Annotated in this window: 20 protein-coding genes; 10 read left to right on the top strand and 10 right to left on the bottom strand. The window is 63.7% G+C overall.

Annotation, left to right across the window (positions count from 1 at the left end; translation table 11 throughout):
• Positions 1 to 183 precede the first annotated feature (183 nt).
• The 5 genes from BM177_RS03910 (at position 184) to xseA (ending at position 6,310) form a co-directional block, all read left to right on the top strand.
• Positions 184 to 1,161 (top strand): hypothetical protein, encoded by a 978-nt coding sequence (locus BM177_RS03910; RefSeq protein WP_139223504.1) that lies wholly within the window; start codon positions 184 to 186, stop codon positions 1,159 to 1,161.
• Between the two features lie 52 nt (positions 1,162 to 1,213).
• Positions 1,214 to 1,567 (top strand): cupredoxin domain-containing protein, encoded by a 354-nt coding sequence (locus tag BM177_RS03905; RefSeq protein ID WP_244532091.1) that lies wholly within the window; start codon positions 1,214 to 1,216, stop codon positions 1,565 to 1,567.
• A gap of 47 nt (positions 1,568 to 1,614) precedes the next feature.
• Entirely contained in the window at positions 1,615 to 2,472 is an 858-nt protein-coding gene (locus BM177_RS03900) for an FTR1 family iron permease (RefSeq protein WP_091678265.1), read from the top strand.
• A gap of 144 nt (positions 2,473 to 2,616) precedes the next feature.
• A complete protein-coding gene (locus BM177_RS03895; protein ID WP_244532090.1) occupies positions 2,617 to 4,710 on the top strand; it encodes a multicopper oxidase family protein in 2,094 nt (697 codons plus the stop codon).
• 25 nt (positions 4,711 to 4,735) lie between these two features.
• The gene (xseA, locus tag BM177_RS03890) at positions 4,736 to 6,310 is read left to right on the top strand and encodes an exodeoxyribonuclease VII large subunit (RefSeq protein WP_091678262.1); all 1,575 of its coding nucleotides are present in this window, start codon (positions 4,736 to 4,738) and stop codon (positions 6,308 to 6,310) included.
• Positions 6,311 to 6,332: 22 nt separating this feature from the next.
• On the opposite strand, the gene murI is transcribed toward xseA, so the two are convergent.
• The 5 genes from murI to BM177_RS03865 form a co-directional block, all read right to left on the bottom strand.
• Positions 6,333 to 7,172, bottom strand: a complete 840-nt coding sequence (murI, locus tag BM177_RS03885) for a glutamate racemase (RefSeq protein ID WP_091678796.1) — start codon at positions 7,170 to 7,172, stop codon at positions 6,333 to 6,335.
• Between the two features lie 240 nt (positions 7,173 to 7,412).
• Positions 7,413 to 8,276, bottom strand: a complete 864-nt coding sequence (locus BM177_RS03880; protein WP_091678257.1) for an RNA methyltransferase — start codon at positions 8,274 to 8,276, stop codon at positions 7,413 to 7,415.
• Positions 8,277 to 8,301: 25 nt separating this feature from the next.
• Complete coding sequence (locus BM177_RS03875) at positions 8,302 to 9,243, bottom strand: efflux RND transporter periplasmic adaptor subunit (RefSeq protein ID WP_210185878.1); 942 nt, start codon at positions 9,241 to 9,243, stop codon at positions 8,302 to 8,304.
• Positions 9,244 to 9,251: 8 nt separating this feature from the next.
• Entirely contained in the window at positions 9,252 to 9,455 is a 204-nt protein-coding gene (locus BM177_RS03870) for a DUF1656 domain-containing protein (protein WP_091678254.1), read from the bottom strand.
• A complete protein-coding gene (locus BM177_RS03865) occupies positions 9,452 to 11,536 on the bottom strand; it encodes an FUSC family protein (protein ID WP_091678249.1) in 2,085 nt (694 codons plus the stop codon). Before BM177_RS03865 ends, BM177_RS03870 begins: the two co-directional genes overlap by 4 nt.
• 132 nt (positions 11,537 to 11,668) lie before the next feature.
• Between BM177_RS03865 and BM177_RS03860 the strand changes: the two genes are divergently transcribed.
• The gene (locus tag BM177_RS03860) at positions 11,669 to 12,547 is read left to right on the top strand and encodes an alpha/beta hydrolase (RefSeq protein ID WP_091678245.1); all 879 of its coding nucleotides are present in this window, start codon (positions 11,669 to 11,671) and stop codon (positions 12,545 to 12,547) included.
• 111 nt (positions 12,548 to 12,658) lie between these two features.
• Here BM177_RS03860 and BM177_RS03855 read toward each other — a convergent pair whose 3' ends face one another.
• A complete protein-coding gene (locus BM177_RS03855) occupies positions 12,659 to 13,228 on the bottom strand; it encodes an invasion associated locus B family protein (protein WP_091678242.1) in 570 nt (189 codons plus the stop codon).
• A 188-nt stretch (positions 13,229 to 13,416) separates the two neighbouring features.
• On the opposite strand from BM177_RS03855, the gene BM177_RS03850 reads away from it, so the two are divergent.
• Together BM177_RS03850 and BM177_RS03845 are read left to right on the top strand one after the other, a co-directional pair.
• Entirely contained in the window at positions 13,417 to 14,106 is a 690-nt protein-coding gene (locus tag BM177_RS03850; protein ID WP_091678239.1) for a nucleotidyl transferase AbiEii/AbiGii toxin family protein, read from the top strand.
• A complete protein-coding gene (locus tag BM177_RS03845) occupies positions 14,103 to 14,393 on the top strand; it encodes a hypothetical protein (RefSeq protein ID WP_091678234.1) in 291 nt (96 codons plus the stop codon). Before BM177_RS03850 ends, BM177_RS03845 begins: the two co-directional genes overlap by 4 nt.
• 99 nt (positions 14,394 to 14,492) lie before the next feature.
• Here the strand turns inward: BM177_RS03845 and BM177_RS03840 are convergent, their stop codons facing one another.
• The 3 genes from BM177_RS03840 to BM177_RS03830 form a co-directional block, all read right to left on the bottom strand.
• Positions 14,493 to 17,861 carry a transglutaminase family protein gene (locus tag BM177_RS03840; RefSeq protein WP_091678230.1) on the bottom strand — a complete coding sequence of 1,123 codons (3,369 nt, stop codon included), beginning with the start codon at positions 17,859 to 17,861 and terminating at the stop codon, positions 14,493 to 14,495.
• Positions 17,862 to 18,031: 170 nt separating this feature from the next.
• A complete protein-coding gene (locus BM177_RS03835) occupies positions 18,032 to 18,823 on the bottom strand; it encodes a YbaY family lipoprotein (RefSeq protein ID WP_091678226.1) in 792 nt (263 codons plus the stop codon).
• A gap of 55 nt (positions 18,824 to 18,878) precedes the next feature.
• On the bottom strand, positions 18,879 to 19,325 hold the full coding sequence (locus BM177_RS03830) for a host attachment protein (RefSeq protein ID WP_091678222.1): 447 nt from the start codon (positions 19,323 to 19,325) through the stop codon (positions 18,879 to 18,881).
• 222 nt (positions 19,326 to 19,547) lie between these two features.
• On the opposite strand from BM177_RS03830, the gene BM177_RS03825 reads away from it, so the two are divergent.
• Positions 19,548 to 19,910, top strand: a complete 363-nt coding sequence (locus BM177_RS03825; RefSeq protein WP_139223503.1) for a c-type cytochrome — start codon at positions 19,548 to 19,550, stop codon at positions 19,908 to 19,910.
• Between the two features lie 22 nt (positions 19,911 to 19,932).
• On the opposite strand, the gene aspS is transcribed toward BM177_RS03825, so the two are convergent.
• A complete protein-coding gene (gene aspS / locus BM177_RS03820) occupies positions 19,933 to 21,747 on the bottom strand; it encodes an aspartate--tRNA ligase (RefSeq protein WP_091678218.1) in 1,815 nt (604 codons plus the stop codon).
• Between the two features lie 218 nt (positions 21,748 to 21,965).
• On the opposite strand from aspS, the gene rnd reads away from it, so the two are divergent.
• Positions 21,966 to 23,141 (top strand): ribonuclease D, encoded by a 1,176-nt coding sequence (gene rnd, locus BM177_RS03815; RefSeq protein ID WP_091678215.1) that lies wholly within the window; start codon positions 21,966 to 21,968, stop codon positions 23,139 to 23,141.
• Positions 23,142 to 23,173: the final 32 nt, after the last annotated feature.

The following is a 23,173-nucleotide window of genomic DNA, read 5'->3' as shown; positions in this document are numbered from 1 at the left end:
CTATTTTCGAATCGTTCTAAAGTAAATCTAGGTTAGAATTAGTCTAAATAAAGAACATATTTCTTGATTTGCTGCGTTTCCCGTTTAAGCTGTGCCGATAGAATAATTCCAATCGGCGACAAGATTTTTCGGATCGGAACCGGCATGACAAAAGATCACCAGCCCTCCCGCGCATCGCGCGTAATGACATCCGCATCGATCCTCGCCGCCGTCCCGGCTCTGCTTTTGACCCGGTCGATCGCCTCTGCTCAGGACGGGGCCGCGCCTGCTGCGCCTCAAATCATCGCTGCGTCTCAGGACGCCGCCTTGCCAGCTCTGCTGCCGCTGCAGGATTTCGCGGCGGCCCAGGCTGGCGCGCCCGCCAAATTCAGAGAACTCGAAACCAAATATATTTTCGGGTTCACGACGGGGTCTGACATCGGCATTGTTGGCGAGCTGGCGATCGAATCAGAGACCAACCTCGAATTTCAAAAGCGCCAGGGCGTGTTCAATGCGCTTGAGCAGGAGGTGGAGCTCGAATGGAATCCCATCGACGCCCTCGAAATCGAAGCCTCCGTGCATGGAGTCTTTTCTCAAATTCATAACGTCGACGGCTTCGATAACTTCCACGGCGCCAATTTCGGCGGCTTGTCGACAAAAGTCAGCTATAACGCAATCGCGCGCGGCCCCGGCGCCCCGATCGGCCTCACCTTCTCCGCCGAGCCGGAATGGGGCCGCGTCAACGACAACGGCCGCGTCAGTACGGCTTTCGGCGTGACAGGCAAGATCGTCGCCGACACCGAACTCGTCCCCGACCGCCTCTATGCAGCGTTCAATGCGATTTATTCGCCGGAAGTCGGCAGGGACTTTGGCGACCCGAAATGGGAGAGAGGCGCGACCCTCGGCGCCACGACAGCCGTCACCTATCGGCTTTCGGAGCATGTGACGCTCGGCGGCGAACTGGAATATTACCGCGCTTACGACAGCCTCGGGTTCCAGGGTTTCGCCGGCGACGCCGTCTATGCGGGCCCAACCCTGTTCGCAAAGCTCACTCCCAAACTCCTGCTCGCCGCCGCGTTCTCGACTCAAATCACCGGCCACGCGGCAGGGATCAACAATCCCCTCGATCTTACGAATTTCTCTCGCAACAAGGCGCGCTTGCTGATCGAATACGAATTCTGATTTTCTGGTTAGCGGTCTCTGATTTTCCGGTTAGCGGTCAAGGAAAGGTCCAATGAAAAATATGCCGGCAGGCGCTCTGCTCAAGTTCGCGTCGATGTGCGCGGTCTTCACGTTGATGACGGCGACGCCCTCTCTTGCGCAGGAAGTCACCTTGCACACGACGATCAAGAACCATCGGTTCCAGCCCTCGGAATTGAAAGCGCCGGCAAATACGCCGATCGTGATCGTGGTCCGCAATCTCGATCCGACGCCGGAAGAGTTCGAAAGCAAGACGCTTCGCGTCGAGAAAGTAGTCGCGGGAAATTCCGAGATCACGCTCAGATTCCGGCCGCTGACTCCGGGACGGTACCGCTTCTATGGCGACTTCAACGAGGCGACCGCGGACGGCGCGATCACGGTGGAATAGATCTGACGGCGCGGGGGCGTCAACAAATCGCAGGATGAAACAGTAACATGATCGGCGCTCTCATCATCGTTTTCCGCGAGGTCATCGAAGCCGGACTGATCGTCGGCATCGTCCTCGCCGCGACGCAAGGCCTTCAAGGCCGCACTCCATGGATTCTCGCCGGCGTCGCGGCGGGGGTCGCGGGCGCGGCCCTCCTCGCGGTCTTCGCGGGCGCGATTTCAGATGCGATGAGCGGGACGGGACAGGAGCTTTTCAACGCCGCGGTCCTCGCCGTCGCCGTGGTCATGCTCGCCTGGCACAACATCTGGATGGCGCGGCACGGCCGCGAAATGGCCGCCGAGCTCAAATCGGTCGGACAGGCGGTTTCGACCGGCGCCCGTTCGGCAAGCGCATTGGCCGTCGTCGTCGGCGTCGCGGTGCTTCGCGAAGGATCCGAGATCGTGCTCTTTCTCTACGGCCTCGCCCTGTCCGATTCCGGCTCGGCCTGGAGCCTTCTCAGCGGCGGCCTCGCCGGCCTCGTCCTAGGCGCCGGCCTCAGTTACCTGACCTATCGCGGCCTCGTCAAAATTCCGGGCCGCTACCTGTTCGGGGTCACCGGCGCGCTGATCGCCTTCCTGGCGGCGGGTATGGCGGCGCAATGCGTCTATTATCTCGAACAGGCCGACGTCGTAAGGGTTCTCGGCGCGACCTTGTGGAACACCTCGAACGTCCTTTCCGAGAAAAGCATCGCGGGACGCGTGTTGCATACGCTGGTCGGCTACAGCGACCAGCCAACCGTCCTGCAGGGTTTGGCCTATATCGCCACGCTTTCTACAATCTTCGGATTAGGGCGCCTCGCTTCACGCCCTCGGCCGGCTCTCCGAACGGTTCCGGAACCGTCTCACAAGCATGTCATGGGCGAATAAAAGGATGGGCGAGTAGGAAGCGGGTAGGAAGAAGGCGCAGCCTGGACTGCCGGCGCGCCCCGGCGTCGGGACTGCAAATGAGAAAATTCAGACGCAATCGCCTCTGAATTTCCGCCGCGTGGCAAACTTTTTCGAGGTTCCATCATGATACGCACCTCATCGGCGCGCCGCTTGATTGCGGCGGGCGCTTTCCTTTCGCTCGCCTTCAGCGGGTCGGCGCCAGCGGCTCTCGCTGGAGATCTTGCCGAGCCGCCCGTTCTGGCCAGCAAGAACGGCGCGCTCAATCTTTTGATGGTGGCGCGAGCCGCGCCGATTTCGACGTTTCCGGATTACAGCGCCACCGGATGGGTGTTCGACATCTGCGAACGTCCCGCCCGTTTCGCCGCCACATGTCCGGCGAGCGACAAGAACAAGAATCCTTATGCGGGAGTTCGTCTCCAGTTGCGGCAAGGCGATCTGTTGAAAGTCCGACTCGTCAACGCCCTGCCGCCGATCAAGGATTCTGGACACGCCACGGAGCCGGGTCACGCCTTCCTGGCTCTCGATCCGATCAACATTCACACCCATGGAATGCTGGTGTCGCCACATGGGCCAGGCGCCGACGGCGCCTATGGCGACAACGTGTTCGTCATGACGCTGAACCCCAAAAATGGACCGATGCCGGCGGATTCCCATGCGCACAGCGATGTCCGATACGGCTACACAGATTACAGCATCAAGATCCCCGCTGGGCATCCGTCGGGCCTGTTCTGGTTTCATCCCCATATCCACGGCATCGCGCTCAATCAGGTGTCCGCGGGCCTTTCGGGGATCATCACCGTCGGCGCGCTCGAAGATTACGTTTGCAAGAACGCCTCTTGCGCGAGTTTTTTCAAATCTCTGCCGGTCCGGCATATCATTCTGAAGGACGCCCAGATTCTCAAGGACGGCGTCTTGCTCGACGAGGAGGAGCCCTCGTTCTGCGATCCAGCCCAGGCTTCGGGCGAACCTCCGAGGAAGGGCTCCTGCCCGGGCGTAAAATCGTCCGACGAAGACGGCGGCGACTATACCGGCGGACGATGGTACTTCACGCTCAACGGACAGCCCTATCCTTCCATTCCGGTTAAATCGCCAGGCGGCGAGATCTGGCGCATCACCACCGCCTCGGGCAGCGTCTCGTATGATCTCGGGCTCTGGAATCCGAAGCAGCAGCGCAACATGGTGGTGCAGGTCCTGTCGGTCGATGGCGTCGCCGTTCAACCTGGTCAGGGCATATCCCTCGGCGACCTTCGCCAAATCGGCGGAGCCAAGGTTAAACCTGTCGCTTGCCCGGGGATCACCTCCGCCGCGACGGACGGCGCGCCCCTGTGTGTCCGCCGGCTGTTGATGATGCCGAGTTCGCGGGTCGAATTGTGGGTCACGTATCGCGACGCGGATGACCGGCCGGCCCAGCCGAGCGGTGAGGAGACCGCCATCCTCAGAACGGCTGGCTTCGAAACCGGCCCTGATGGCGACTCGTGGCCGGCGATCGATCTCGCGAACGTCCAATTCAAGGGTTCGGGCGCCGAAACCCCCGCCCCTCAGGCCTTAACAATCGCTCCGGACGCGCTCACCTATCGCGAGCCGACGGACGTGAACGCCAGCCTCCTCGCCGCCAACACGGCCGTCGGCGTGGATCCGTCCTGCCATGCGCTCCCGCAAGGCCACAGCCGGCGCGTCTTTTTCAACGCTCCGACAAGCGACCCGGACGCCTTCGGCCTCGGGTATGAAGAGCTCGATGCGCACGGCGCTCCCGTTCCGGGGACCTTCATGGACGTCAAGGAATTCGACCCGAGCCGTCCGACCATCTGCCTCCCGCTCGGGCCTCGAAACACGCCTGTCCACGAGAAATGGGAACTTGTGAATCTCGCCGGAGAGGACCACAATTTTCATATTCATCAGGTCAAGTTTCGGCTCCTGACGCACGACGAAATCTCGGGAGCGATTCTGCCCGGCAGCGACCGAGGCAGCGGCATTTTACACGATAATATTCCGTTGCAGCACGCCGACGGTGTCTGCAACAGCGTCGCGGACTGGCGCAACGGCGCCTGCACCGCGCACCCGGTCACGGTCGACATCCCCTTCGCGATTGCCGGAGACTTTGTTTACCATTGCCACATCCTCGAACATGAGGACGGTGGCATGATGGCCCGGATCAGGGTCCGCCCGTCGAACGATCCTCCGCAGATGCGCGGAACGCGCCCGCTCGCTTCACAGTGAGATCAAACTCCTCCATGATCGCGACATGGCTGAAATCGCCGCGACCAACGCGCCAGAACTGAGCGTCAGCGAATTATCGCTCGCGCTGAAGCGAACGATCGAGGACCGTTTCGGTCTCGTGCGCGTCAGGGGCGAAATTTCGAACTATCGTGGCCCGCATTCGTCGGGCCACGCCTATTTCTGCCTGAAGGATCAGGCCGCGCGGATCGACGCGGTGATCTGGAAAGGCGTTTTTACGCGCCTGAAGACCAAGCCCCAGGAAGGGCTGGAGGTCGTCGCGACCGGAAAGATCACGACCTTTCCGGGCAAGTCGAACTATCAGATCGTGATCGATTCGATCGAACCCGCCGGAATCGGCGCGCTGATGGCGCTGTTCGAGGAGCGCCGGCGCAAGCTCGCCGCCGAAGGCCTGTTCGACGAGGCGCGCAAGCAGCTGGTTCCCTTTCTGCCCCGCAGCATCGGCGTTGTGACCTCGCCGACAGGGGCCGTCATTCGCGACATCCTGCATCGCATCGCGGAGCGATTTCCTCTTCGCGTCCTTGTCTGGCCGGTGCGGGTCCAGGGCGACGCCTCGGCCGAGGAAGTCGCCGCCGCGATCGACGGATTCAACGCCTTGCCCGAGGACGGCCCCTTGCGCCGCCCGGACGTTCTCATCGTCGCGCGCGGCGGCGGCTCGCTCGAAGACCTGTGGAGCTTCAACGAGGAAATCGTGGTCCGGGCGGCGGCCCGAAGCCATCTCGCGATCATCTCGGCGATCGGGCATGAAACCGATTGGACCCTACTCGATCTCGCCGCCGACCTTCGCGCGCCGACCCCGACCGCGGCGGCCGAAAAAGCGGTTCCGGTCCGCTCCGAACTCGCGGCCGCCGTCAGCGATCTTGGCCGGCGCCATTCCAGCGCCGCCTTCCGGCTGCTGGAGCGGTGCCGGAACGATCTGCGCGGCTTGCTGCGCGCCCTGCCGCATGCAGAAGCGCTGCTCGCCCTGCCCCGTCAGCGGGTCGATCATGCGGCCAGCCGTTTTTCGAACGCGCTGTCCCGCTCGCAGGACCGGCGTCGCATCGCCCTGGCGAACCTGTCGCACAGGCTGGCGCAGCAATCGCCTCACGCCAGGATGGGACGGGCGGAGGAGCAATTGGGGGCGATGAAGGCGAGGCTCGCTCGCGCCGCCGGACTGAACCTGCAGCGCGCGTCGGATTTGCTTCATCGGACGCAGTCCCGCCTAAGCATCGCCCGTTCCGCCCAAAATCGCATGCATCGAGAACGAGCGGAGGCGGCGCGCCTGCGTCTCGGCGCCCTGTCAGGTCGCATGGATCAGGCCGCCGCCGCGCGGATCGCGGTTCAGCGGGCGAAGGTCGCAAGCCTCGGACAATTGCTGAGCAGTCTCGGCTATCGGCAGGTTCTGGCGCGCGGATTCGCCCTGGTGCGGGACGCGGAGCAGAGACCTTTGCGGCTGGCGTCCGAAATCGCCGACGGCGCCCGGATCGAGATCGAGTTCCACGACGGCCGCAAGGAAGCGGTCGCCGGCGGCGCTGGAAAGGCCCCCTTGGCCAAGCCGAGCCGCAAACCCAAGACGCAGAAGGATCAGGAGACGCTCTTTTAAGCGACAAGCGATTCCAGCTCGGTCAGGCGAACACGAGCGGCATTGAGTCGAGGTCGATCTTCTCGATCCCCCGGCGCGAAAGCGCCTCCTTGAGTTTTTGTCCTGGAGCCGCGACCCCGGTGAAAAGCGCGGTCACGCTCCCCGGGTTCCGGATGATTGCGCCGCCCGCGCCAAATCCAAGCGCTTGCGTTAAAACATGATCGGTGCGGCGGGCGATCGCCTGCGCCGGATCGATCCATTCGACCGGCCACGGCGCCAAACGCTCGAAAAAACCGATAAGCAAGGGATAATGCGTGCAGGCGAGGACCACGCAATCCGTCCGCCGCGCGCCCACATCGACGAAGGCCGGAGCGATTTCCCGCAGGATCGCGTCGTCCGGGATGTTTTCGCCCTGCATGAAGGCTTCCGCGAGACTGGCGAGTTCGCTGGAGCCGACGAGCGTGACCGCGCAATCTGCGGCATAGGCGCGGACGAGATCGCGGGTGTAATCGCGCGCAACCGTCCCTGGCGTCGCCAGAACCGAAATCAGTTTAGTGCGCGATTGAATTGCCGCTGGCTTGATCGCGGGCACGGTGCCGATGAACGGCAGGGCGAATCGCTCGCGCAAATGCGGCAGCACAAGCGTCGACGCCGTGTTGCAGGCGATGACGATGACGTCGGGCGCGAAACGCGAGATCAGGCGATCCATCACCGCGACGACGCGCGCGACCAGAACGCTCTCGGGAAGATCGCCATAGGGGAACCCAGCTTCGTCGGCGGCGTATATGAACGCCGCGTCCGGCCGCAAACGGGCGACCTCGGCGAAGACGGTCAATCCGCCAAGGCCTGAATCGAACACGAGGATCTTGGGCGCGCGGAGCATTGGCGTCAAAACTTTGCGTGAGCCTATGACAGGCGCGCTTTTCTTCTCGATCCAAAAAGCGGAGCTCTTCTCGATCCAAAAAGCGGAGCCGGCGGACACTTCATGCAAACAGGTTAACGGTTAAGGGACAATTGACGGCAAAACGGCTTGTCGCGCAGCCTCGCGGCCCAATTAGGGCGAAGCAGGCGGATCGCTTGAATTCTCCACCGCCACACAGCCATCGAAATCACTCGCGTCGAATCACTCGGGCGGCTGGGATTTGTCCTCGCTCTCCAGCTCCTGCGGCTGGGTTGAGACTTTCGCCTTCCGGCGTCGCCCGCCTTCCACTCGGTCGCCTTCGACGAGGCGCACGACCATGCCGCGCAGCGTCCGCACGTCCTGCTCGGTCATCTCCAGCCGGTGAAAAATATTGCGCAGATTCCGCCGCATGACCGGCTGCTTGCCGGGCGGACGGAAAAAGCCGGTGCGTTCTAGTTCGCCTTCGAGATAATCGAAAAACGACAGCACCATGCCGCGCGGCGCGCGCGGAGAGCGTTCTGGAAGCGCGAAGGGCGCCTGCGCCGCGCTCGAGGCCCGCATCCATTCGTAGCCGGTGAGGAGCACCGCCTGGGCGAGGTTCAAGGACGCGTAGGCGGGATTGACGGGAAAGGTGATAATGGCGTCGGCCAGCGCCACCTCGTCGTTGGAGAGACCGGTGCGTTCCGGTCCGAACAAGATCCCGTGCCTTTCGCCCGATGCGATCGCCCGCGCGCATTCGGGCATCGCCTCCTCCGGGGTCAGGACCGGCTTTGACTGCCCGCGCTCGCGCGCTGTCGTCGCGAAGACGAAATTGACGTCCTCGATCGCCGCCTCGAGCGAATCAAAAAGCTTCGCCGCCTCGAGCAGGTGAACGGCCCCCGCCGCCGCCGCGTTGGCGCCCTTTTTTAAAGCGCCGGTGCGCGGCCAGCCCTCTTTCGGCGAAACAAGGCGGAGATCGGAAAGGCCGAAATTCGCCATCGCCCGCGCGCACATGCCGATATTCACGGCAAGCTGCGGCCGAACGAGGATGATCGCCGGACCGCCTTCGTAATTGCGCCTTCTGTGATCTGTTCCGGCGCAGTTCACCTGCCGCGGCTCCGCCCTGAAACTTTCATTTGGTTCGCTTCTGGTCTTTCCGCGCCGTCTTTTGAGGCGCAGGCTCGATCTCTACGGTCGCGGTCAGTCCCGCGATGAGGCGCACTTCCTTGGGGACCTCGTCGAGTTCGATGCGGACCGGCACCCGCTGGGCGAGACGCACGAAGGTGAAAATCGGATTCACCGCGGCAAGGCCGGACGGGTCCGGCTGGGCGTTCGAGACCTTGATTCCTCGGGCGATGCTGTTGACATGGCCGCGCACGATTTGATCATACCCCATCAGCTTGACGATTGCAGGATCGCCTTCATGGATCGACCCAAGCTGGGTCTCCTCGAAATAGCCGTCGACCCAGAACGAATCGGCGTTGACGATCGACACCTTGTTCTGCCCGATCGTGGCGTAATCGCCAAGCTGGGCCAGCAGATTGGTGACATAGCCATTGACCGGAGAAACAATCCGGGTGCGCTCAAGATTAACTCGCGCGCGGTCCAGCGCGGCTTGCGCCTGCTGGAAGCTCGCGTCGGCGCTTTGCGCGCGGCTGAGGTAGCTCTCTTTCTCCTCCACGGTCACGGCAAGCAGATTCAGTTTCTGCCGGCGATTCGATTCCGCCTGCGCGTTTTCAGCGACCGCCCGCGTCTGCTCGACCTGCGCCTGAGCCTGGCGGACGGCGATCGTGTAATCGGTCGGATCAATCAGCATCAAAAGGTCTCCCTTGTGCACGAACTGATTGTCGACGACCGGAAGTTCGACAATGCGTCCGGCGACTTCCGGAGCGATCGTCACGACATAAACGCGGACGGTTCCATCGCGCGTCCACGGCGCGCCCATATAGGCCCGCCACGCCGCCCAGCCGAGAAATCCCGCGGCCGTGACCATTGCGAGCGTAAGGACCAAAGGCATGGCGCGCTGGCGCGCGAACGCCGCAGCGGCTTTCGATTTGGGCTCGGGTGCGTCCATCGAAAGCCTCAACGCGCGCTGAAAAGAATGATGCAGGACAACAAGATCGTGTAGACTGCGAATTCGAAAAGCGCCGGATGCCAGACTTGCCGCTTCACGCCGAAACGATCCACGAGGCGGCGCAGCAGGATCATCGCCAGCCAGGCCGCGCCCATCATGAAAACGATGGGCGCGAAATAGACTCCGAACAGATTGATTTCCGTGAATTTCACCCAGGGCTTCCCGCATCGAAATAGTCTTCATACTCGGTGAGCGCGTCGGTCATCACAAGAATGCCAGCGCGCGCGCGAAGTCGCGCCGGCGCAGTCCTGGCATTCGCGTCCGCCAAAATGCGGTCGATCTCGGCGAGGCGGCCGATCGCCGCCGCGCAGTCGCCCCGGGCCAGCGCGGCGAAGGCGCCTTCGGCCTCGTCGCGGAGATTCAGTCGAGCAGCCAAATTGCGAAGCCTCAGGATTTCCCGTCCAAGCGTAAGCGCTCCGGCGAGCCAGGCGCGCTGCAAGGGCTCGGCTTGATCCGGCAGCGCGACAAGGCGGCTGATAATTCGCCCCTCCCATTCGCGTCTCGTCCAGTCGCAAGGATGCGTCGCGAGCCGCCGTAGATCCTGCAGGGTGAGCCGGAGAAGCCGCTCCGTCCATGCCGCCGGCGACAAGGGCGGCAGGAGGCGCAGGGCGAGCGTAGCGACGCCGACGCCCGCGACGACCGCCATCGACGAATTGAAGAACGTGAGAAGATCATAGCTCATGACATTGGCCGGCGCGAGCAGCGCGGCAAAGTTGATCGCCGCCGCCGCAAACAGCGCCGACCGCCACGGTAAGGCGATGAGAAATCCCAGGGGAGTCAGAACGAGGCCCATGACGAGGCTCAGACCGGCGAAGGTGACGATTTGCGGCAGAACCGCGAACTTGACGATCATCGCCAGCAGCACCGCCACACAGGCGCCGATGAGAAACATCATGGCCGCCGGGTAGGCCCGGTCGGCCTGCGGCGACAAAAGCAAAATCACGATTGCGGCGAATGTGATGGCCTGTGCTCCACTCGGCCATGCGGTCAAGGTCCAGAACAGTTCGACCACGCCGATCGTGAGAAACGCGCGAACCGCGTTGATCGCGGCAGGAAGCCAGTCCGGCACGCTCAGATCGGCCGCGCCCGATGCGGCGGCCGCGCGCCCGGGATGTTTGAGCAGGGCGAGCCCGTTGCTTGCGCGCGAAAGCCCCAGCATCGCTTCCGCCGCGCTGTCGGCGAGCAGCCGGAGCGAAGGGGTGTCCGCCGGAAGCGTCGTCAGCGCGCGCGCCGCAGTCCGGTAGAGATCGCGCATGCGCGCCGGATCCGCGGCGAGGCCGGCTTCGACGGCGCTCAACTCGCGCTCTCCAATCTCCTGCCGTCCTCGAAGCTCCTGCGGTCCTCTAAATTCCTGCGGCAGGCTGCTGCCGATGATTGCGCCTTCGACGCGAGCCTGATCGGCTGGCGAGACTTCGAGGCGACGCGCGGCGACGCGCCAGCCGGAAAGAGCCGCGAACAGGCCGCCGACCGCCGCCTGCAACGTGCGCGAGCGATAGCGCAGGTCGGACGCCTCCCCGATCGCGGCGTCGATGACCGGATCGAGCGCGATGACCCGTCGGATCAGTTCGCGCCGGACCCGCTGGGTCTCATCGGGTCCCCCCGTCAGGAACGCGGCCAAGAGGCGCTCTGTGATCGCGGCGCAAAGCGAGGCGAATTCGGCGGCGAGAGTGCGGCGCGCTCGGCCGAAATCGGTTCCCGCGAGCACCAGTCCGGCGCACAGGATCCCGATGCAGATTTCGCTCGCGCGGACGACGGCGAGCATGAACACTTCGGGGCCCGGGCCGCCCGTCGCTCCGAGCGCGTCGCTGGCGATGATCGCGGCGGTATAGCCGGCGAGCGACGCCGCATAGGCCGCGAAATTGCGCAGGATCGTCGCGAAGAAGCCGCAGGCCGCGCCCCAGGACGCCAGACCCAGGAAAAACCCGATCCGATTTTGTGGAAAGCACGCCGTCAGGACAACGATCGCGGCGGCGCCGATGAGCGTTCCAACGAGCCGGAACGAGGCTTTGCGCAGAGACGCGCCAAGCTGTGGCTGGCACACGACCGCCGCCGTCGTGCCCGCCCAGGAAGGATTGTCGAGTTCGAGCGAAAAGGCGACGTAAAGCGCCAAAGCGACCGACGCGGACAGCCGCAAACCAAAGAGCAGCGGAGGAGCAAAAGACTGCGCCAGCCGCCCCGCCTGCTGCGCAAAAGGCGTCGGCGCGCCAGGTGTGACGACGCCTGCCCGGCTCATCCGCGCGGACTCTCGTTGGAGGCTAAAATAAGAATTGCACCTGCGCAGGCCTCATGCTCAGACCGTGCGCGAAGTCGCCGCCGATTTCAAGCTTCCCGCCTTCGTGGACTGATCCGTCCCAAGGAGAACCCAATGCCCGATATGGGGATCGAGGACATCCGCGAATTGTTTCGCCTGCGGCCCCGGCCGCCGGATTTTCCCGAGCGGCGGAAACGGCTCGACGCAATGGGCGCAATTCCCCTCGCTCCGGACATCAAGCTCGAGACGGAAACCGTCGGCTCCCTTCGCGTCGAATGGTCCCTGGCCGAAGGGGCCGATCCCTCGAAGGCGCTGCTCTATCTTCATGGCGGCGGCTATTGTTCCGGCTCGATTGCGAGCCATCGTTACATGGTTGCGGAGGCAGGCCGCGCCGCCGGCGTGCGCACGCTCGCCGTAAACTACAGGGTTGCGCCCGAGCACCCATTTCCCGCGGCGCTGGAAGATGCTCGGGCCGCTTATGATTTCCTGATCCGCAGAGGCTTTACGCCCGACCGCATCGCGGTCGGCGGCGACAGCGCGGGCGGCGGGCTGACCCTGGCGCTGCTGACGCTGCTGCGCGACGCCGGATCGCCCATGCCCGCCTGCGGCTGGCTGGTTTCGCCCTGGGTGGACCTCCAGATGACCGGCGGGACCATCGCCTCGAAGGCGGACGTCGATCCGATGATCCAGAAAGACTATCTCGACGAACTGACCGCCGCTTACGTCGGCGGCGCCGATGCGGCCAATCCGCTGATCTCGCCGCTCCACGCGGACCTTCGCGGCCTGCCGCCCCTGCTGGTGCAGGTCGGCTCCGACGAAACCCTGCTTGACGACGCCGTTCGGATCGCCGGGCGCGCGGGCGCCGCGGAGGTCGCCGTGACGCTGGAGATCTGGCCGCGGATGATCCACGTCTGGCATCTGTGGGCGTCGGTGCTCGCCGACGCGCGCCTTGCACTGGCCTCGGCCGGCGCCTTCGTCCGGGCGAAGGTCTAGCGCTTTCCGATTGAATGAATTCATGCGATCGATCAGAAATCGATTCAGGATCAGTGGCTTGAGCATATTCCAGTGGATTGATTCGATCCAATCGGAAGATGCTCCAAACCGCTACTTCTCCTGGCGCTTGAGGAACGAATCGAGCGCCTGATCGAGGCCCTTGAACGACACCTGAAGCGCGGCCGGCTTGCCGGACGGATCGTCCAGAATGATCTGACCCGGCTGGGATTGCCCATGGAAATGGGCGACCTGCTCCTTGGTCAGTTCGATTTCGGCGATGCAGGCGGCCTGTACGCAGGTTGTGAAGGGAAGAGTAAAGAGGGTCTTGTCCGCAGTCTGGATCCTGACGCCGCCCTTGATCGCCACGTTCACCGGCACAAGGGCGACGAGCCGCATCGGCTGGTCCCTCGCCGCCCGCACGAAGCTGATCTGCGCCACCGGCGAGGTCTGCCCTCGAATGGTCAGGGCCGCGTCGACCTCGCAGACCTTTTCGCCGGCCGCCTGTGTGATGCAGACGACCGACCAGTCGCCGAAGGCGTCCGTCGTCTTGTCCGGCGCGCCTTTTGGCGCTGCGGCGGGAGTTTGCTTGGCGCCCGATTTCAAATCAGGCGAAGGCGCCTGCGCCTGCCCGGCGCTCGCCAGAAGGATGAGAAGGCCGGCGGCGGCGATGATGCGGCGCATTTTGATCCTGCATGTTTATCCTCGCGCGCTGGCGTGAGGCTGTTTTCACGAGCGCGCAAGCTAGCGCCGTCCACGCGTAGGTCAAGTTCGGCGAGAAGCGGAGAAGGAGCGGCGGAGGAACGGATCCTGCGCATCTTTGATTTCGGCCTCTCGAAACTGCTATGATGCCCGGCATCCAGAAAGCCTAGATGTCCGATTCCTTTTCGCCCCGTCTCGACATCTTGCCCCCGCCGCAGCGGCGGCTGTGGAATGAGCTTGCCGAAGTGCCGCCGGAATTCGTCCTCTATGGAGGCACGGCGATCGCCCTGCATCTTGGACATCGCGTCTCGGTTGACTTCGATTTTTTCGGCGACAAGGCGCTCGATCCGGCTCGGCTCGTTCCCGCCATCCCCTTTCTCGCCGGGGCGACGGTGACACAGCGAGAACCGAATGCTTTCAGTTGCAACGTTGACTGCGGCGGCTTGGTCAAACTGTCCTTCTTCGGGCTGCCGGACATTCCGCGTTTGCTGCCGCCGCTGATTGCGCCGGACAATGGATTGCGAGTGGCGTCCCTGCTTGATCTTGCCGGGGCCAAGGCGTCCGTGGTGCAGCAGCGGGCGGAAGCGAAGGATTATCTCGACATCGACGCCTTGTTGACCGACGGCAGGATCGATTTGCCGATGGCGCTCACCGCCGCGCGGGCGATTCATGGCATGGAGTTCAATCCACAAAGCACCTTGAAGGCGCTTTGTTATTTCGAGGACGGCAATCTTCGCCGCCTGCCCGGGTCGGTTAAGGATCGTTTGGCGAAAGCAGTGCGGGAGGTCGATCTCGACCGCCTCCCCGCGCTCCCAGGGGCCGGTCGCAACCTCGACCCCGATCACGGGCCCTCGCGATGAAACCCATCCCGCTCACCCCAGTCACGGAAGCTCTGGCGCGGCGTCTCGTCTGGTTCGAGGAACCGGCGGAGGCTTTGTCCGACCCGTTTCGCTTCGCCGCCTATGCTCTGGCGCGCGCGACTCACGAAGACATGAAGATCTTGCGCGAATTCATGAGCGATGACGATTTCCGGGACGCTCTCGACCACGCGCCGCCGGGCATTATCGATCCGCGTTCGTGGGCTTACTGGAATAACAGGCTCGGGCGCTATCCCGCGCCGCCGATGCCGAAGCGTCAGTTGAGGTGAGGCGATCGCCCGCCGCTCGCAAGCAGCGTGCGAGACGACCTAGATTCAATCCGATCGGAATATGCTCCAGCGAACCGCGCGAGAACGTCGCTTCGAGACTCACACATTCGCCGGCCGGCGCAGGTCGAGCGTCAGCGGAAAATCGCCGGAGCGCTCCTCCTTCGGCGCCTCGAACGGCCCCGGAGTATGGCCGAAACTCTGGAATCGCGCGAGGCGCCGGGCCTCGGCCTCGTAGGAATTGACCGGGAACGTGTCGTAGTTCCGCCCGCCCGGATGGGCGACGTGATAGACGCAGCCGCCGAGCGCCCGCCCGTTCCAGAGATCGACGATGTCGAAGGTCAGCGGCGCATGCGCGGGAATGGTCGGGTGCAGCCCGCTGCTTGGCTGCCAGGCCTTGAACCGCACGCCGGCGACGGCTTCGCCCGAGGCTCCGGTGCTCGTCATCGGCATCCGCCGGCCGTTGCAGGCGACGATATGGCGGCCCTCGACGAAGCCGGTCGCCTTGACCTGCAACCGCTCCACGGACGAATCCACATAGCGGACGGTGCCGCCGATGGCGCCCTGCTCGCCCATGACGTTCCATGGCTCCAGCGCCTGCCGGACTTCGAGCTTCACGCCGCCATGCTCGACCTCGCCATAGACCGGAAAGCGGAATTCGCGCTGCGCCTCGAACCAGACCGGATCGAACGCATAGCCGCCGCCCTTCAGATCGTCGAGGACGCCAAGGAAATCCTTCCAGATGAAATGCGGCAGCATGAACCTGTCGTGCAGCGTCGTGCCCCAGCGGACGAGACCGCCCTTCTGCGGCTCGCGCCAGAACCAGGCGACGAGGGCGCGCAGCAGCAATTGCTGCGCAAGGCTCATGCGCGCGTCCGGCGGCATCTCGAACGAGCGGAATTCGAGCAGTCCGAGCCGCCCGGTGGGGCCGTCCGGCGAATAGAGCTTGTCGATGCAGATTTCGGAGCGGTGCGTATTGCCCGTCACGTCGACGAGCAGATTGCGGAACAGCCGGTCGACCAGCCAGTATGGTGAGGGCTGGCCCGGCTCCGGCACATGCGACAAGGCGATTTCGAGTTCGTAGAGCTGATCGTGCCGGGCCTCGTCGACGCGCGGCGCCTGGCTCGTCGGGCCGATGAAAAGTCCGGAGAAGAAATACGAGAGGCAGGGATGGCGCTGCCAGTAGAGCACCAGACTTTTCAAAAGGTCGGGCCGGCGCAGGAAGGGCGAATCCGCCGGCGTCGCGCCGCCGAGGACGACATGATTGCCGCCCCCCGTTCCGGTATGGCGCCCATCGGTCATGAATTTATCGGCGCCGAGGCGGGTCTGGCGCGCGTCCTCATAGAGCCCCTTGGTGGTCTCGACCGCAACCCGCCAGCTGGCCGCCGGATGCACGTTGACCTCGATGACGCCGGGGTCCGGCGTCGCCTTGATGACGTCGATGCGGGGATCGAACGGCGGCGGATAGCCCTCGATATGAACCGGCGTCCCGCGCGCCTCGGCCTCGGCCTCGACCGCGGCGAGAAGTTCGAGGTAATCCTCCAGCTTTTCGACCGGCGGCATGAAGACGCACAGCACGCCGTCGCGGATCTCGACCGACACGGCGGTCCGCACCGCGCCGGCGATGACCTCCTGCTCGATCCGGTCCTGCCGGGCGGCGGCGGGCGCCGGAGCCCGCTCCACCCGCTGCAGCGCCTCGTGCATGTCCGGCAACGGTCCCCGCTCCTCCAGCGGATCCTGCGGATTGATGAACGGATAGGACGATTGCGGAACCCACGGCAGCGACGACAGCGGCAGCCGGTAGCCGACAGGCGAATCGCCCGGAACGAGGAACAGCTTGCCGCGCCGCAGCGCCCATTTTTCGCTGATCCACCGGGTTGAACCCGAGGCGCCCGCCTGCGTATTCCAGCGCTGCACCGGGAGGACATAGCCGGACGCCTTGGTCAGGCCCCGCGCAAAGGTGCGTATCATCCGATTGCGCTCTTCGGGGTCTTCGAGTTTCGGATCGAGCGGATCGGTGTTGTCTGGAAGGTTGCCTTCTTTCAGCAGCCAGGTCGCCGGATCCTCAAAGGCCGGAAGAACGTAATCCGTATCGATCCCCAGCCGCCGCGCGAGTCCGGTCGCGAGATTCTCAGCCTGGACACGATGCTCCTCCACGATCGCCGGCTCGGTCGGCTTTGCAGCCGTCGATTCTTCGCCTTTGGGGCTTGACGCCTTGATCTCCGCGACTTTCGCGATCAGGGCGCCGTTGCGCCAGATCGGAAGCCCATCCTTGCGCCAGTACAGCGAAAAGCCCCAGCGCGGCAACGACTCGCCAGGATACCATTTGCCCTGGCCGTAATGCAGCATTCCACCGGGCGCGAATCGTTGCCGCAAGCGCCGGATGAGCGCGTCGGCGAACGCGCGTTTCGTCGGGCCGACGGCGGCGGTGTTCCATTCCTCGGATTCGAAATCGTCGATCGAGACGAAGGTTGGCTCGCCACCCATCGTCAGGCGGACGTCCTGTTTGGCGAGATCGGCGTCGACCTGCTCGCCCAGCGCGTCGAGCCTGTCCCACGACGCGTCGGAGAACGGCAGCGTGATGCGCGGGGCTTCGGCGACCCGCGTCACCTGCATGTCGAAATGAAAATCGACGTTGGCGGGTTCGACGATGCCCGTGATCGGGGCCGCCGATTGATAGTGCGGCGTCGCGGCGACGGGCAGATGGCCCTCGCCGCAGAAAAGCCCGGAGGTGGCGTCCATGCCGATCCATCCCGCGCCAGGCAGATAGACCTCGGCCCAGGCGTGCAGGTCGGTGAAATCGTGCTGCGTGCCCTTCGGTCCCTCGACGGGATCGATGTCGGCGCGCAACTGGATGAGGTAGCCGGAGACGAACCGGGCCGCGAGCCCGAGGTTGCGCAGGATCTGAACGAGGGTCCAGGCGGAATCGCGGCACGAGCCTGAGGCAAGGCGCAGGGTCTCCTCCGGGGTCTGTACGCCCGGCTCCATCCGGATGACATAGCGGATGTGCTGCTGGAGCCTTGCGTTGAGCTCCACCAGAAAGGTGACGATATGGATCGGATCCTGCGGCAGAGTCGCCATGTAGTCCGTCAGAAACGGCCCCTTCGGCTCCGCATCGAGGTAGGGCGACAATTCGGCCTTGAGGTCGGCCTGATAGGCGAAGGGAAATTCCTCGGCGTAAGGCTCGATGAAGAAATCGAAAGGATTGATGACGGAGAGATCGGCGGTGAGGTCGACCTCGATTTTCAGTTCCGAGACTTTTTCGGGAAACACATAGCGAGCCTGCCAATTGCCATGCGGATCCTGCTGCCAGTTCACAAAATGGTTGGCGGGGGTCACCTTCAGCGAATAGCCGAGCACCCGGGTCCGGCAATGCGGCGCCGGCCGCAGTCGGATCGTCTGCGGTCCGAGCGCGACGGGCCGGTCGTATTTATAGTGGGTGACATGGTGGATGGCGGCAATGATGCTCACTCAGGGTGATCCTCGATGCGAGATGGGCCGGCTCGATGGGCGGGGGCCGCAAGGCTCATAGGCCGCAACCATTATATAAAAAACAAGCAATATCGCTGCCATGACCGCGTTCCCGCTGGCACGCACCGGGAACGACGCCGCCCGGCGCTTGCGCTCATGGCCGGGTCAACTCATGGCCGGGTCAATTTGACAAGAGGCGCGCCGTTTGCGTCGGCGAGAAAAAGAACTCCCCCTTCGATACGCGCCGTGCGGACGGCGGCGAGCGCCGCAAAATACTTTTTCTCATGATCCGCAATCGCGGGAATGCTGGCCATCATGGTCACGGCGAGCGGCCCGAACCGGAGTTTGGCCCCCGATGAGACGAAGCTTCCATTGAAATTATTGCATCCGCCATGGCCGGACGCCGCGCCGTTCGCTCCGAAACGCAGCGTCGATTGCAGGTCGTCCAGAACGCCGCGCCCGCCGATATCCTCCACCCTCCACTCTCCCGCGAGGGCGGGCGGAGCGGGTTTCTCTTCGGCTTTCCGCTCGGAGACCCGCTGAAGCCAGAGGTCCGCGTTGTTCGGATGGCCGTTGGTGATGACGAGGTGATTTTGCGCGCTGGCGAACATCAGCCGGCCGCCGACGAGGATTGAGGCGCGTACCGCGTAAGTGAAGCGAGGATCGATGCGGGCCTCATCATAGGCCAGTTCAAATGCGACCGGGACCTGATGCGGCGGCGTCAATTCAACGGCGGCGATGGGAGTTGATGGCGCGTCCTGCCGGGAAATGTCGAGCAGTTCCACCCGAACGACATAACCCGGCGGAAGGGCGATCCGCTCGCGATAGGAAACATTTCCCGAAACGCGGGCTTGCCCGGCCTTGGCCGAGGGAGCACAGATCAGCGCCGCCGCGAGACAAGCCGGGGAGATGAGGAGACGGCGCCGGCTTGTGGCGAATCCTGGTTCGTTCAGGACCATCATGGCTCCGTCGGTTGCTCGAAGGGCGCTCCAGAAGGGACGCAATGCAGGCGATGCTTCAATGCAAGAGATGTTTCTCGATTTCGTAAATCGGCAAATGGGTCAGATCATGATCGATTTCGCCCCGCAGCGCCGCGCTCACGGAGGGCGAATATTCCTTTCTGATGAGACCGAGAACCGTCGCCGGCGCGACGATGATCAGGCCTTTGACGCCGCCCGAGGCGATCAATCCGGTAAGCCTTTCAGACAATTCCGCCACAAAGACTTTTTCGGCTTCGAAATGCCGGTCGGTCTGTTCGACGGAGCTGCGGGACACATTCGCTGACTGATGCACCCTGCCCGGGCGGTCGTCGTTCAGCTCGCGATTGGGCGGGTCCGCATGTTCGCGGACTTCGCGCGTCTTGAGGTTGAGCAAGGTTTCGTCGCCTTCGTTTTCCAGAAGAAGCGCCTTGCGTCCGTCGGCGACGACGACCCAATCGCCGTTGCGGATCTTGACCTTGGACATCGCATCCTCCCTGTAAATTGCTTGAACGTTGATTTTTGTAGATTTAACCCTTCCTCTCAAAGGAGCGAAGGTCAACGCGGAAATGCGCCCGGCCAATGCGCCCGGCCCTGGAATCAAACTTTGTTGAGGGGCGTTACCTTCGCGCCCTCGATATCGTAAGCTGACGCCAATTCTCCATCCGCCGCCGTCGGCTCAACCAATCCCGTGAACAAGGCTCTTCCATTGGCAAGATCGTACGTTTACGCCGCGGCCGCCGGTTTTGTCCTCGCGGCCGCCAGTCCCGCTCTTGGCGAGGGTGGAAATCCGCAACTGGGGCAAAGGCTCGCCCAGGAATGGTGCTCCAAATGTCATGCGATCGGGCGCTTTGGCGACAGCCCGTTGCAGCTTGCGCCCCCGTTCCGTCAATTGCATCTGCGATACAACGTCGAGGATCTGTCGGAATCCTTGGCCGAGGGCATCATGGTCGGCCATCCGACGATGCCCCAGTTCCGGTTCGATGCGGACCAGATCGAAAATTTCATCTCCTATCTGAAATCGCTGGAGCCGCCCGGCGAGGAGAAAGAGCAGGAGCCAAAAGACGAGTAACGTCCGGCCTCGCCCCGAGGAGCTAGCTTTTCGCCTCGGGCAGGTTCAGCCGGATGTGCAATTCGCGCAATTGCTTCATCGTGACGTCGGACGGCGCGCCCATGAGCAGGTCCTCCGCCCGCTGGTTCATCGGGAAAAGCACGATTTCGCGCAGGTTCTCCTCGCCGGCGAGCAGCATCACGATACGGTCGACGCCGGGGGCGACGCCGCCGTGCGGGGGCGCGCCATACTGGAAGGCGCGATACATGCCGCCGAACTTGTCCTCGAGCACATCCTCGCCATAGCCGGCGAGCGCGAACGCCTTCTTCATCACGTCGGGACGGTGGTTCCGGATCGCGCCGGACGAAAGCTCGATTCCGTTGCAGACGATGTCGTACTGAAACGCCTTCATGCCCAAAATCGTCTTCTCGTCCGACGGGTCGAGCGCAAGGAAGGCGTCGCGCTCAAAATTCGGCATCGAGAACGGATTGTGGGAGAAGTCGATCTTCTTTTCGTCCTCGTTCCATTCGTACATCGGGAAATCAACGATCCAGCAGAATTCGAAGACGTCGGTTTTCGAGAGGCCGAGATCGTGGCCGATTTTGATCCGCGCGGCGCCCGCGAGTTTGGCCGCCTTCTCCTCCTTGTCGCAGGCGAAAAAGACGGCGTCGCCGGCCTTGAGACCGGCTTTTTGCGCGATCGCCTTCTGAACATCCGGCGGCAGGAATTTCGCGATCGGCCCTTTGCCGGCGAGCGCACCGCCCTCGCCCTCGAAAATCACATAACCAAGCCCCGCCGCGCCCTCGCCTTTTGCCCAATCATTGAGCTTGTCGAAGAACGAGCGCGGCTGTGCGCCTGCACCCGTCGCGGGAATGGCGCGAACGGCGCCGCCCGCCTTGATGACGTTCTTGAACGCGTTGAAGCTCACGTCGTCGCGCGAAAACTCCTCCGTCACGTCGACGATGACCAAAGGATTGCGCAGGTCCGGCTTGTCGGAGCCGTATTTCAGCATCGCCTCGGCGTAGGGAATGAGCGGGAAGCTTTGCGTGACCGGTCTGCCGGCGCCGAACTCCTCGAACACGCCGCGCAAGACCGGCTCAACCGCAGCGAAAACATCCTCTTGTGTCGCAAAGCTCATCTCGATGTCGAGCTGGTAGAATTCGCCCGGACTGCGGTCGGCTCTGGCGTCCTCGTCGCGGAAACACGGCGCGATCTGGAAATAGCGGTCGAACCCGGCGACCATCAGGAGCTGCTTGAACTGCTGCGGCGCCTGCGGCAGGGCGTAGAATTTGCCCGGATGCAGGCGCGAGGGCACCAGAAAGTCGCGCGCGCCCTCAGGGCTCGACGCGGTCAGGATCGGCGTCTGAAATTCGAAGAACCCCTGCGCCTTCATGCGGGCCCGCAGCGAATCGATGATCCGCCCGCGCAGCATGATGTTCTGGTGCAGCTTGTCACGTCGCAGGTCCAAAAACCGGTAGCGAAGCCTGATGTCCTCGGGGTAATTCTGGTCGCCGAACACGGGCAGCGGGAGCTCGGCGGCGGGTCCAAGGACCTCGATCTCCTCGACGTAGACCTCGATGAGGCCAGTCGGCATCTCGGCGTTTTCAGTTCCCGCCGGGCGCACGCGCGCGGCGCCGTCGATGCGCACGACCCATTCCGAGCGGAGTTTTTCGGCAAGGCCAAAGGCCTGCGAATCGGGATCGACGACGCATTGCGTGAGTCCGTAATGATCGCGCAGATCGATAAAGAGAACGCCCCCATGGTCACGAATGCGATGGCACCAGCCGGACAGACGGACGGTCTCGCCGGCCATGGTATCGCGCAGGTCGCCGCAGGTGTGGGAACGGTAGCGGTGCATCGTCACTTCGCAAGCAGGAGGAAAGGCAAAGGGGCGAGCCTTCGCCCGCAGCGGGCGGAGAACCGCATGAGCAGGCGGCTTCTGTCAAGCCGCCAGAGGCCCTCTCTATGGCCTCGCCCTTGCTCGTATGGCTTGCAGGGTCTACTCGAAGGAGAGCGCCTCGCGCACAACGGCGCGGACTCGCGGCCTTTCGACGGTCATCGAATGATTGAGATCTTATGAGCCTTATCGCGACGACGGATGATCTGGCGGCGGCCTGCCGCCGTCTCGCCGAGCATGATTTCGTCACGGTTGACACCGAGTTCCTGCGGGAGACCACCTTCTGGCCGCGGCTCTGCGTCGTCCAGATCGCCTCCGAGGCGGAGGCCGTCGCCGTCGACGCCATGGCGGAGGGAATCGACCTTGGGCCCGTTTTCGAGCTCATGGCGAAACCGGCGCTCACGAAAGTGTTTCACGCTGCACGACAAGATCTTGAAATCGTTTGGAATCTCGCCAAAATGATACCCGCGCCCCTGTTCGACACGCAGGTTGCGGCCATGGTCTGCGGTTTTGGCGACCAGGTATCCTATGGCGAACTCGTTCAGACGGTTTCGAAGGTGACCCTCGACAAATCGTCGCGTTTTACCGACTGGTCGAGGCGCCCGCTTTTGCCGGCGCAGGTCGATTACGCCATCGCGGACGTCACCTATCTGCGCGATATTTATGCATTCCTGCGCCGCAAATTAGAGCAGACCGGACGCCTCGATTGGCTGCAGGACGAGATGGCGCTGCTGACCTCGCCATCGACCTATGAACAGCATCCAGAACATGCATGGGAACGGTTTCGCAACCGGGTCCGCAAGCCGCGGGATCTCGCCGTCCTCATGGAGGTCGCCCGCTGGCGGGAAGCCGAGGCGCAGGAGCGCGACGTGCCCCGCTCGAGGGTGCTGAAGGACGATGTGCTGATCGAGGTCGCGCTCGCGGCTCCGCGGACTGCCGACGCCTTGGGCAATCTGCGCGCGTTTCCGCGCGGCATGGAGCGCTCCCGCGCCGGCGTCGAAATCCTGGCGGCGATCGAGCGCGGTCTCGCCCGCGATCCGAAAACGCTGCCGAAGCTCGAACGCGAGCGGCGCAGCGGCGGCAACGGCGCGACTGTCGAATTGTTGAAGGTTTTGCTCCGCCAGGTCAGCGAGAGCCATGGTGTGGCGGCCAAGATGATCGCCACGGTGGATGATCTCGAGGCGATCGCCGCCGACGATAACGCCAAGGTCGCCGCCCTCACCGGCTGGCGGCGCGAACTTTTCGGCGTCAAGGCGCTGGAACTGAAGCAGGGCCGCCTTGCGCTCACCGTGGAGGACGGCAGGGTCGTTACGCTTGAATGGCAGGACGCCGCGCGCGACAGCGCCGCCAATTGAGCGGCGGCCGAAAGGAGCGCGGGACGCAAGCG

The sequence above is a fragment of the Methylocapsa palsarum genome, from assembly GCF_900114285.1.
GTDB lineage: Bacteria > Pseudomonadota > Alphaproteobacteria > Rhizobiales > Beijerinckiaceae > Methylocapsa > Methylocapsa palsarum.
This window is presented reverse-complemented; position numbering and strand designations above follow the sequence as displayed.

Bases quoted from the DNA above. Each gene is read 5' to 3' on its own strand.
- BM177_RS03910 (WP_139223504.1), top strand. From the start codon at position 184: ATGACATCCGCATCGATCCTCGCCGCCGTCCCGGCTCTGCTTTTGACC.
- BM177_RS03905 (WP_244532091.1), top strand. From the start codon at position 1,214: ATGAAAAATATGCCGGCAGGCGCTCTGCTCAAGTTCGCGTCGATGTGC.
- BM177_RS03900 (WP_091678265.1), top strand. From the start codon at position 1,615: ATGATCGGCGCTCTCATCATCGTTTTCCGCGAGGTCATCGAAGCCGGA.
- BM177_RS03895 (WP_244532090.1), top strand. From the start codon at position 2,617: ATGATACGCACCTCATCGGCGCGCCGCTTGATTGCGGCGGGCGCTTTC.
- xseA (WP_091678262.1), top strand. From the start codon at position 4,736: ATGGCTGAAATCGCCGCGACCAACGCGCCAGAACTGAGCGTCAGCGAA.
- murI (WP_091678796.1), bottom strand. From the start codon at position 7,172: ATGCTCCGCGCGCCCAAGATCCTCGTGTTCGATTCAGGCCTTGGCGGA.
- BM177_RS03875 (WP_210185878.1), bottom strand. From the start codon at position 9,243: ATGGACGCACCCGAGCCCAAATCGAAAGCCGCTGCGGCGTTCGCGCGC.
- BM177_RS03865 (WP_091678249.1), bottom strand. From the start codon at position 11,536: ATGAGCCGGGCAGGCGTCGTCACACCTGGCGCGCCGACGCCTTTTGCG.
- BM177_RS03860 (WP_091678245.1), top strand. From the start codon at position 11,669: ATGCCCGATATGGGGATCGAGGACATCCGCGAATTGTTTCGCCTGCGG.
- BM177_RS03855 (WP_091678242.1), bottom strand. From the start codon at position 13,228: ATGCGCCGCATCATCGCCGCCGCCGGCCTTCTCATCCTTCTGGCGAGC.
- BM177_RS03850 (WP_091678239.1), top strand. From the start codon at position 13,417: ATGTCCGATTCCTTTTCGCCCCGTCTCGACATCTTGCCCCCGCCGCAG.
- BM177_RS03845 (WP_091678234.1), top strand. From the start codon at position 14,103: ATGAAACCCATCCCGCTCACCCCAGTCACGGAAGCTCTGGCGCGGCGT.
- BM177_RS03835 (WP_091678226.1), bottom strand. From the start codon at position 18,823: ATGATGGTCCTGAACGAACCAGGATTCGCCACAAGCCGGCGCCGTCTC.
- BM177_RS03830 (WP_091678222.1), bottom strand. From the start codon at position 19,325: ATGTCCAAGGTCAAGATCCGCAACGGCGATTGGGTCGTCGTCGCCGAC.
- aspS (WP_091678218.1), bottom strand. From the start codon at position 21,747: ATGCACCGCTACCGTTCCCACACCTGCGGCGACCTGCGCGATACCATG.
- rnd (WP_091678215.1), top strand. From the start codon at position 21,966: ATGAGCCTTATCGCGACGACGGATGATCTGGCGGCGGCCTGCCGCCGT.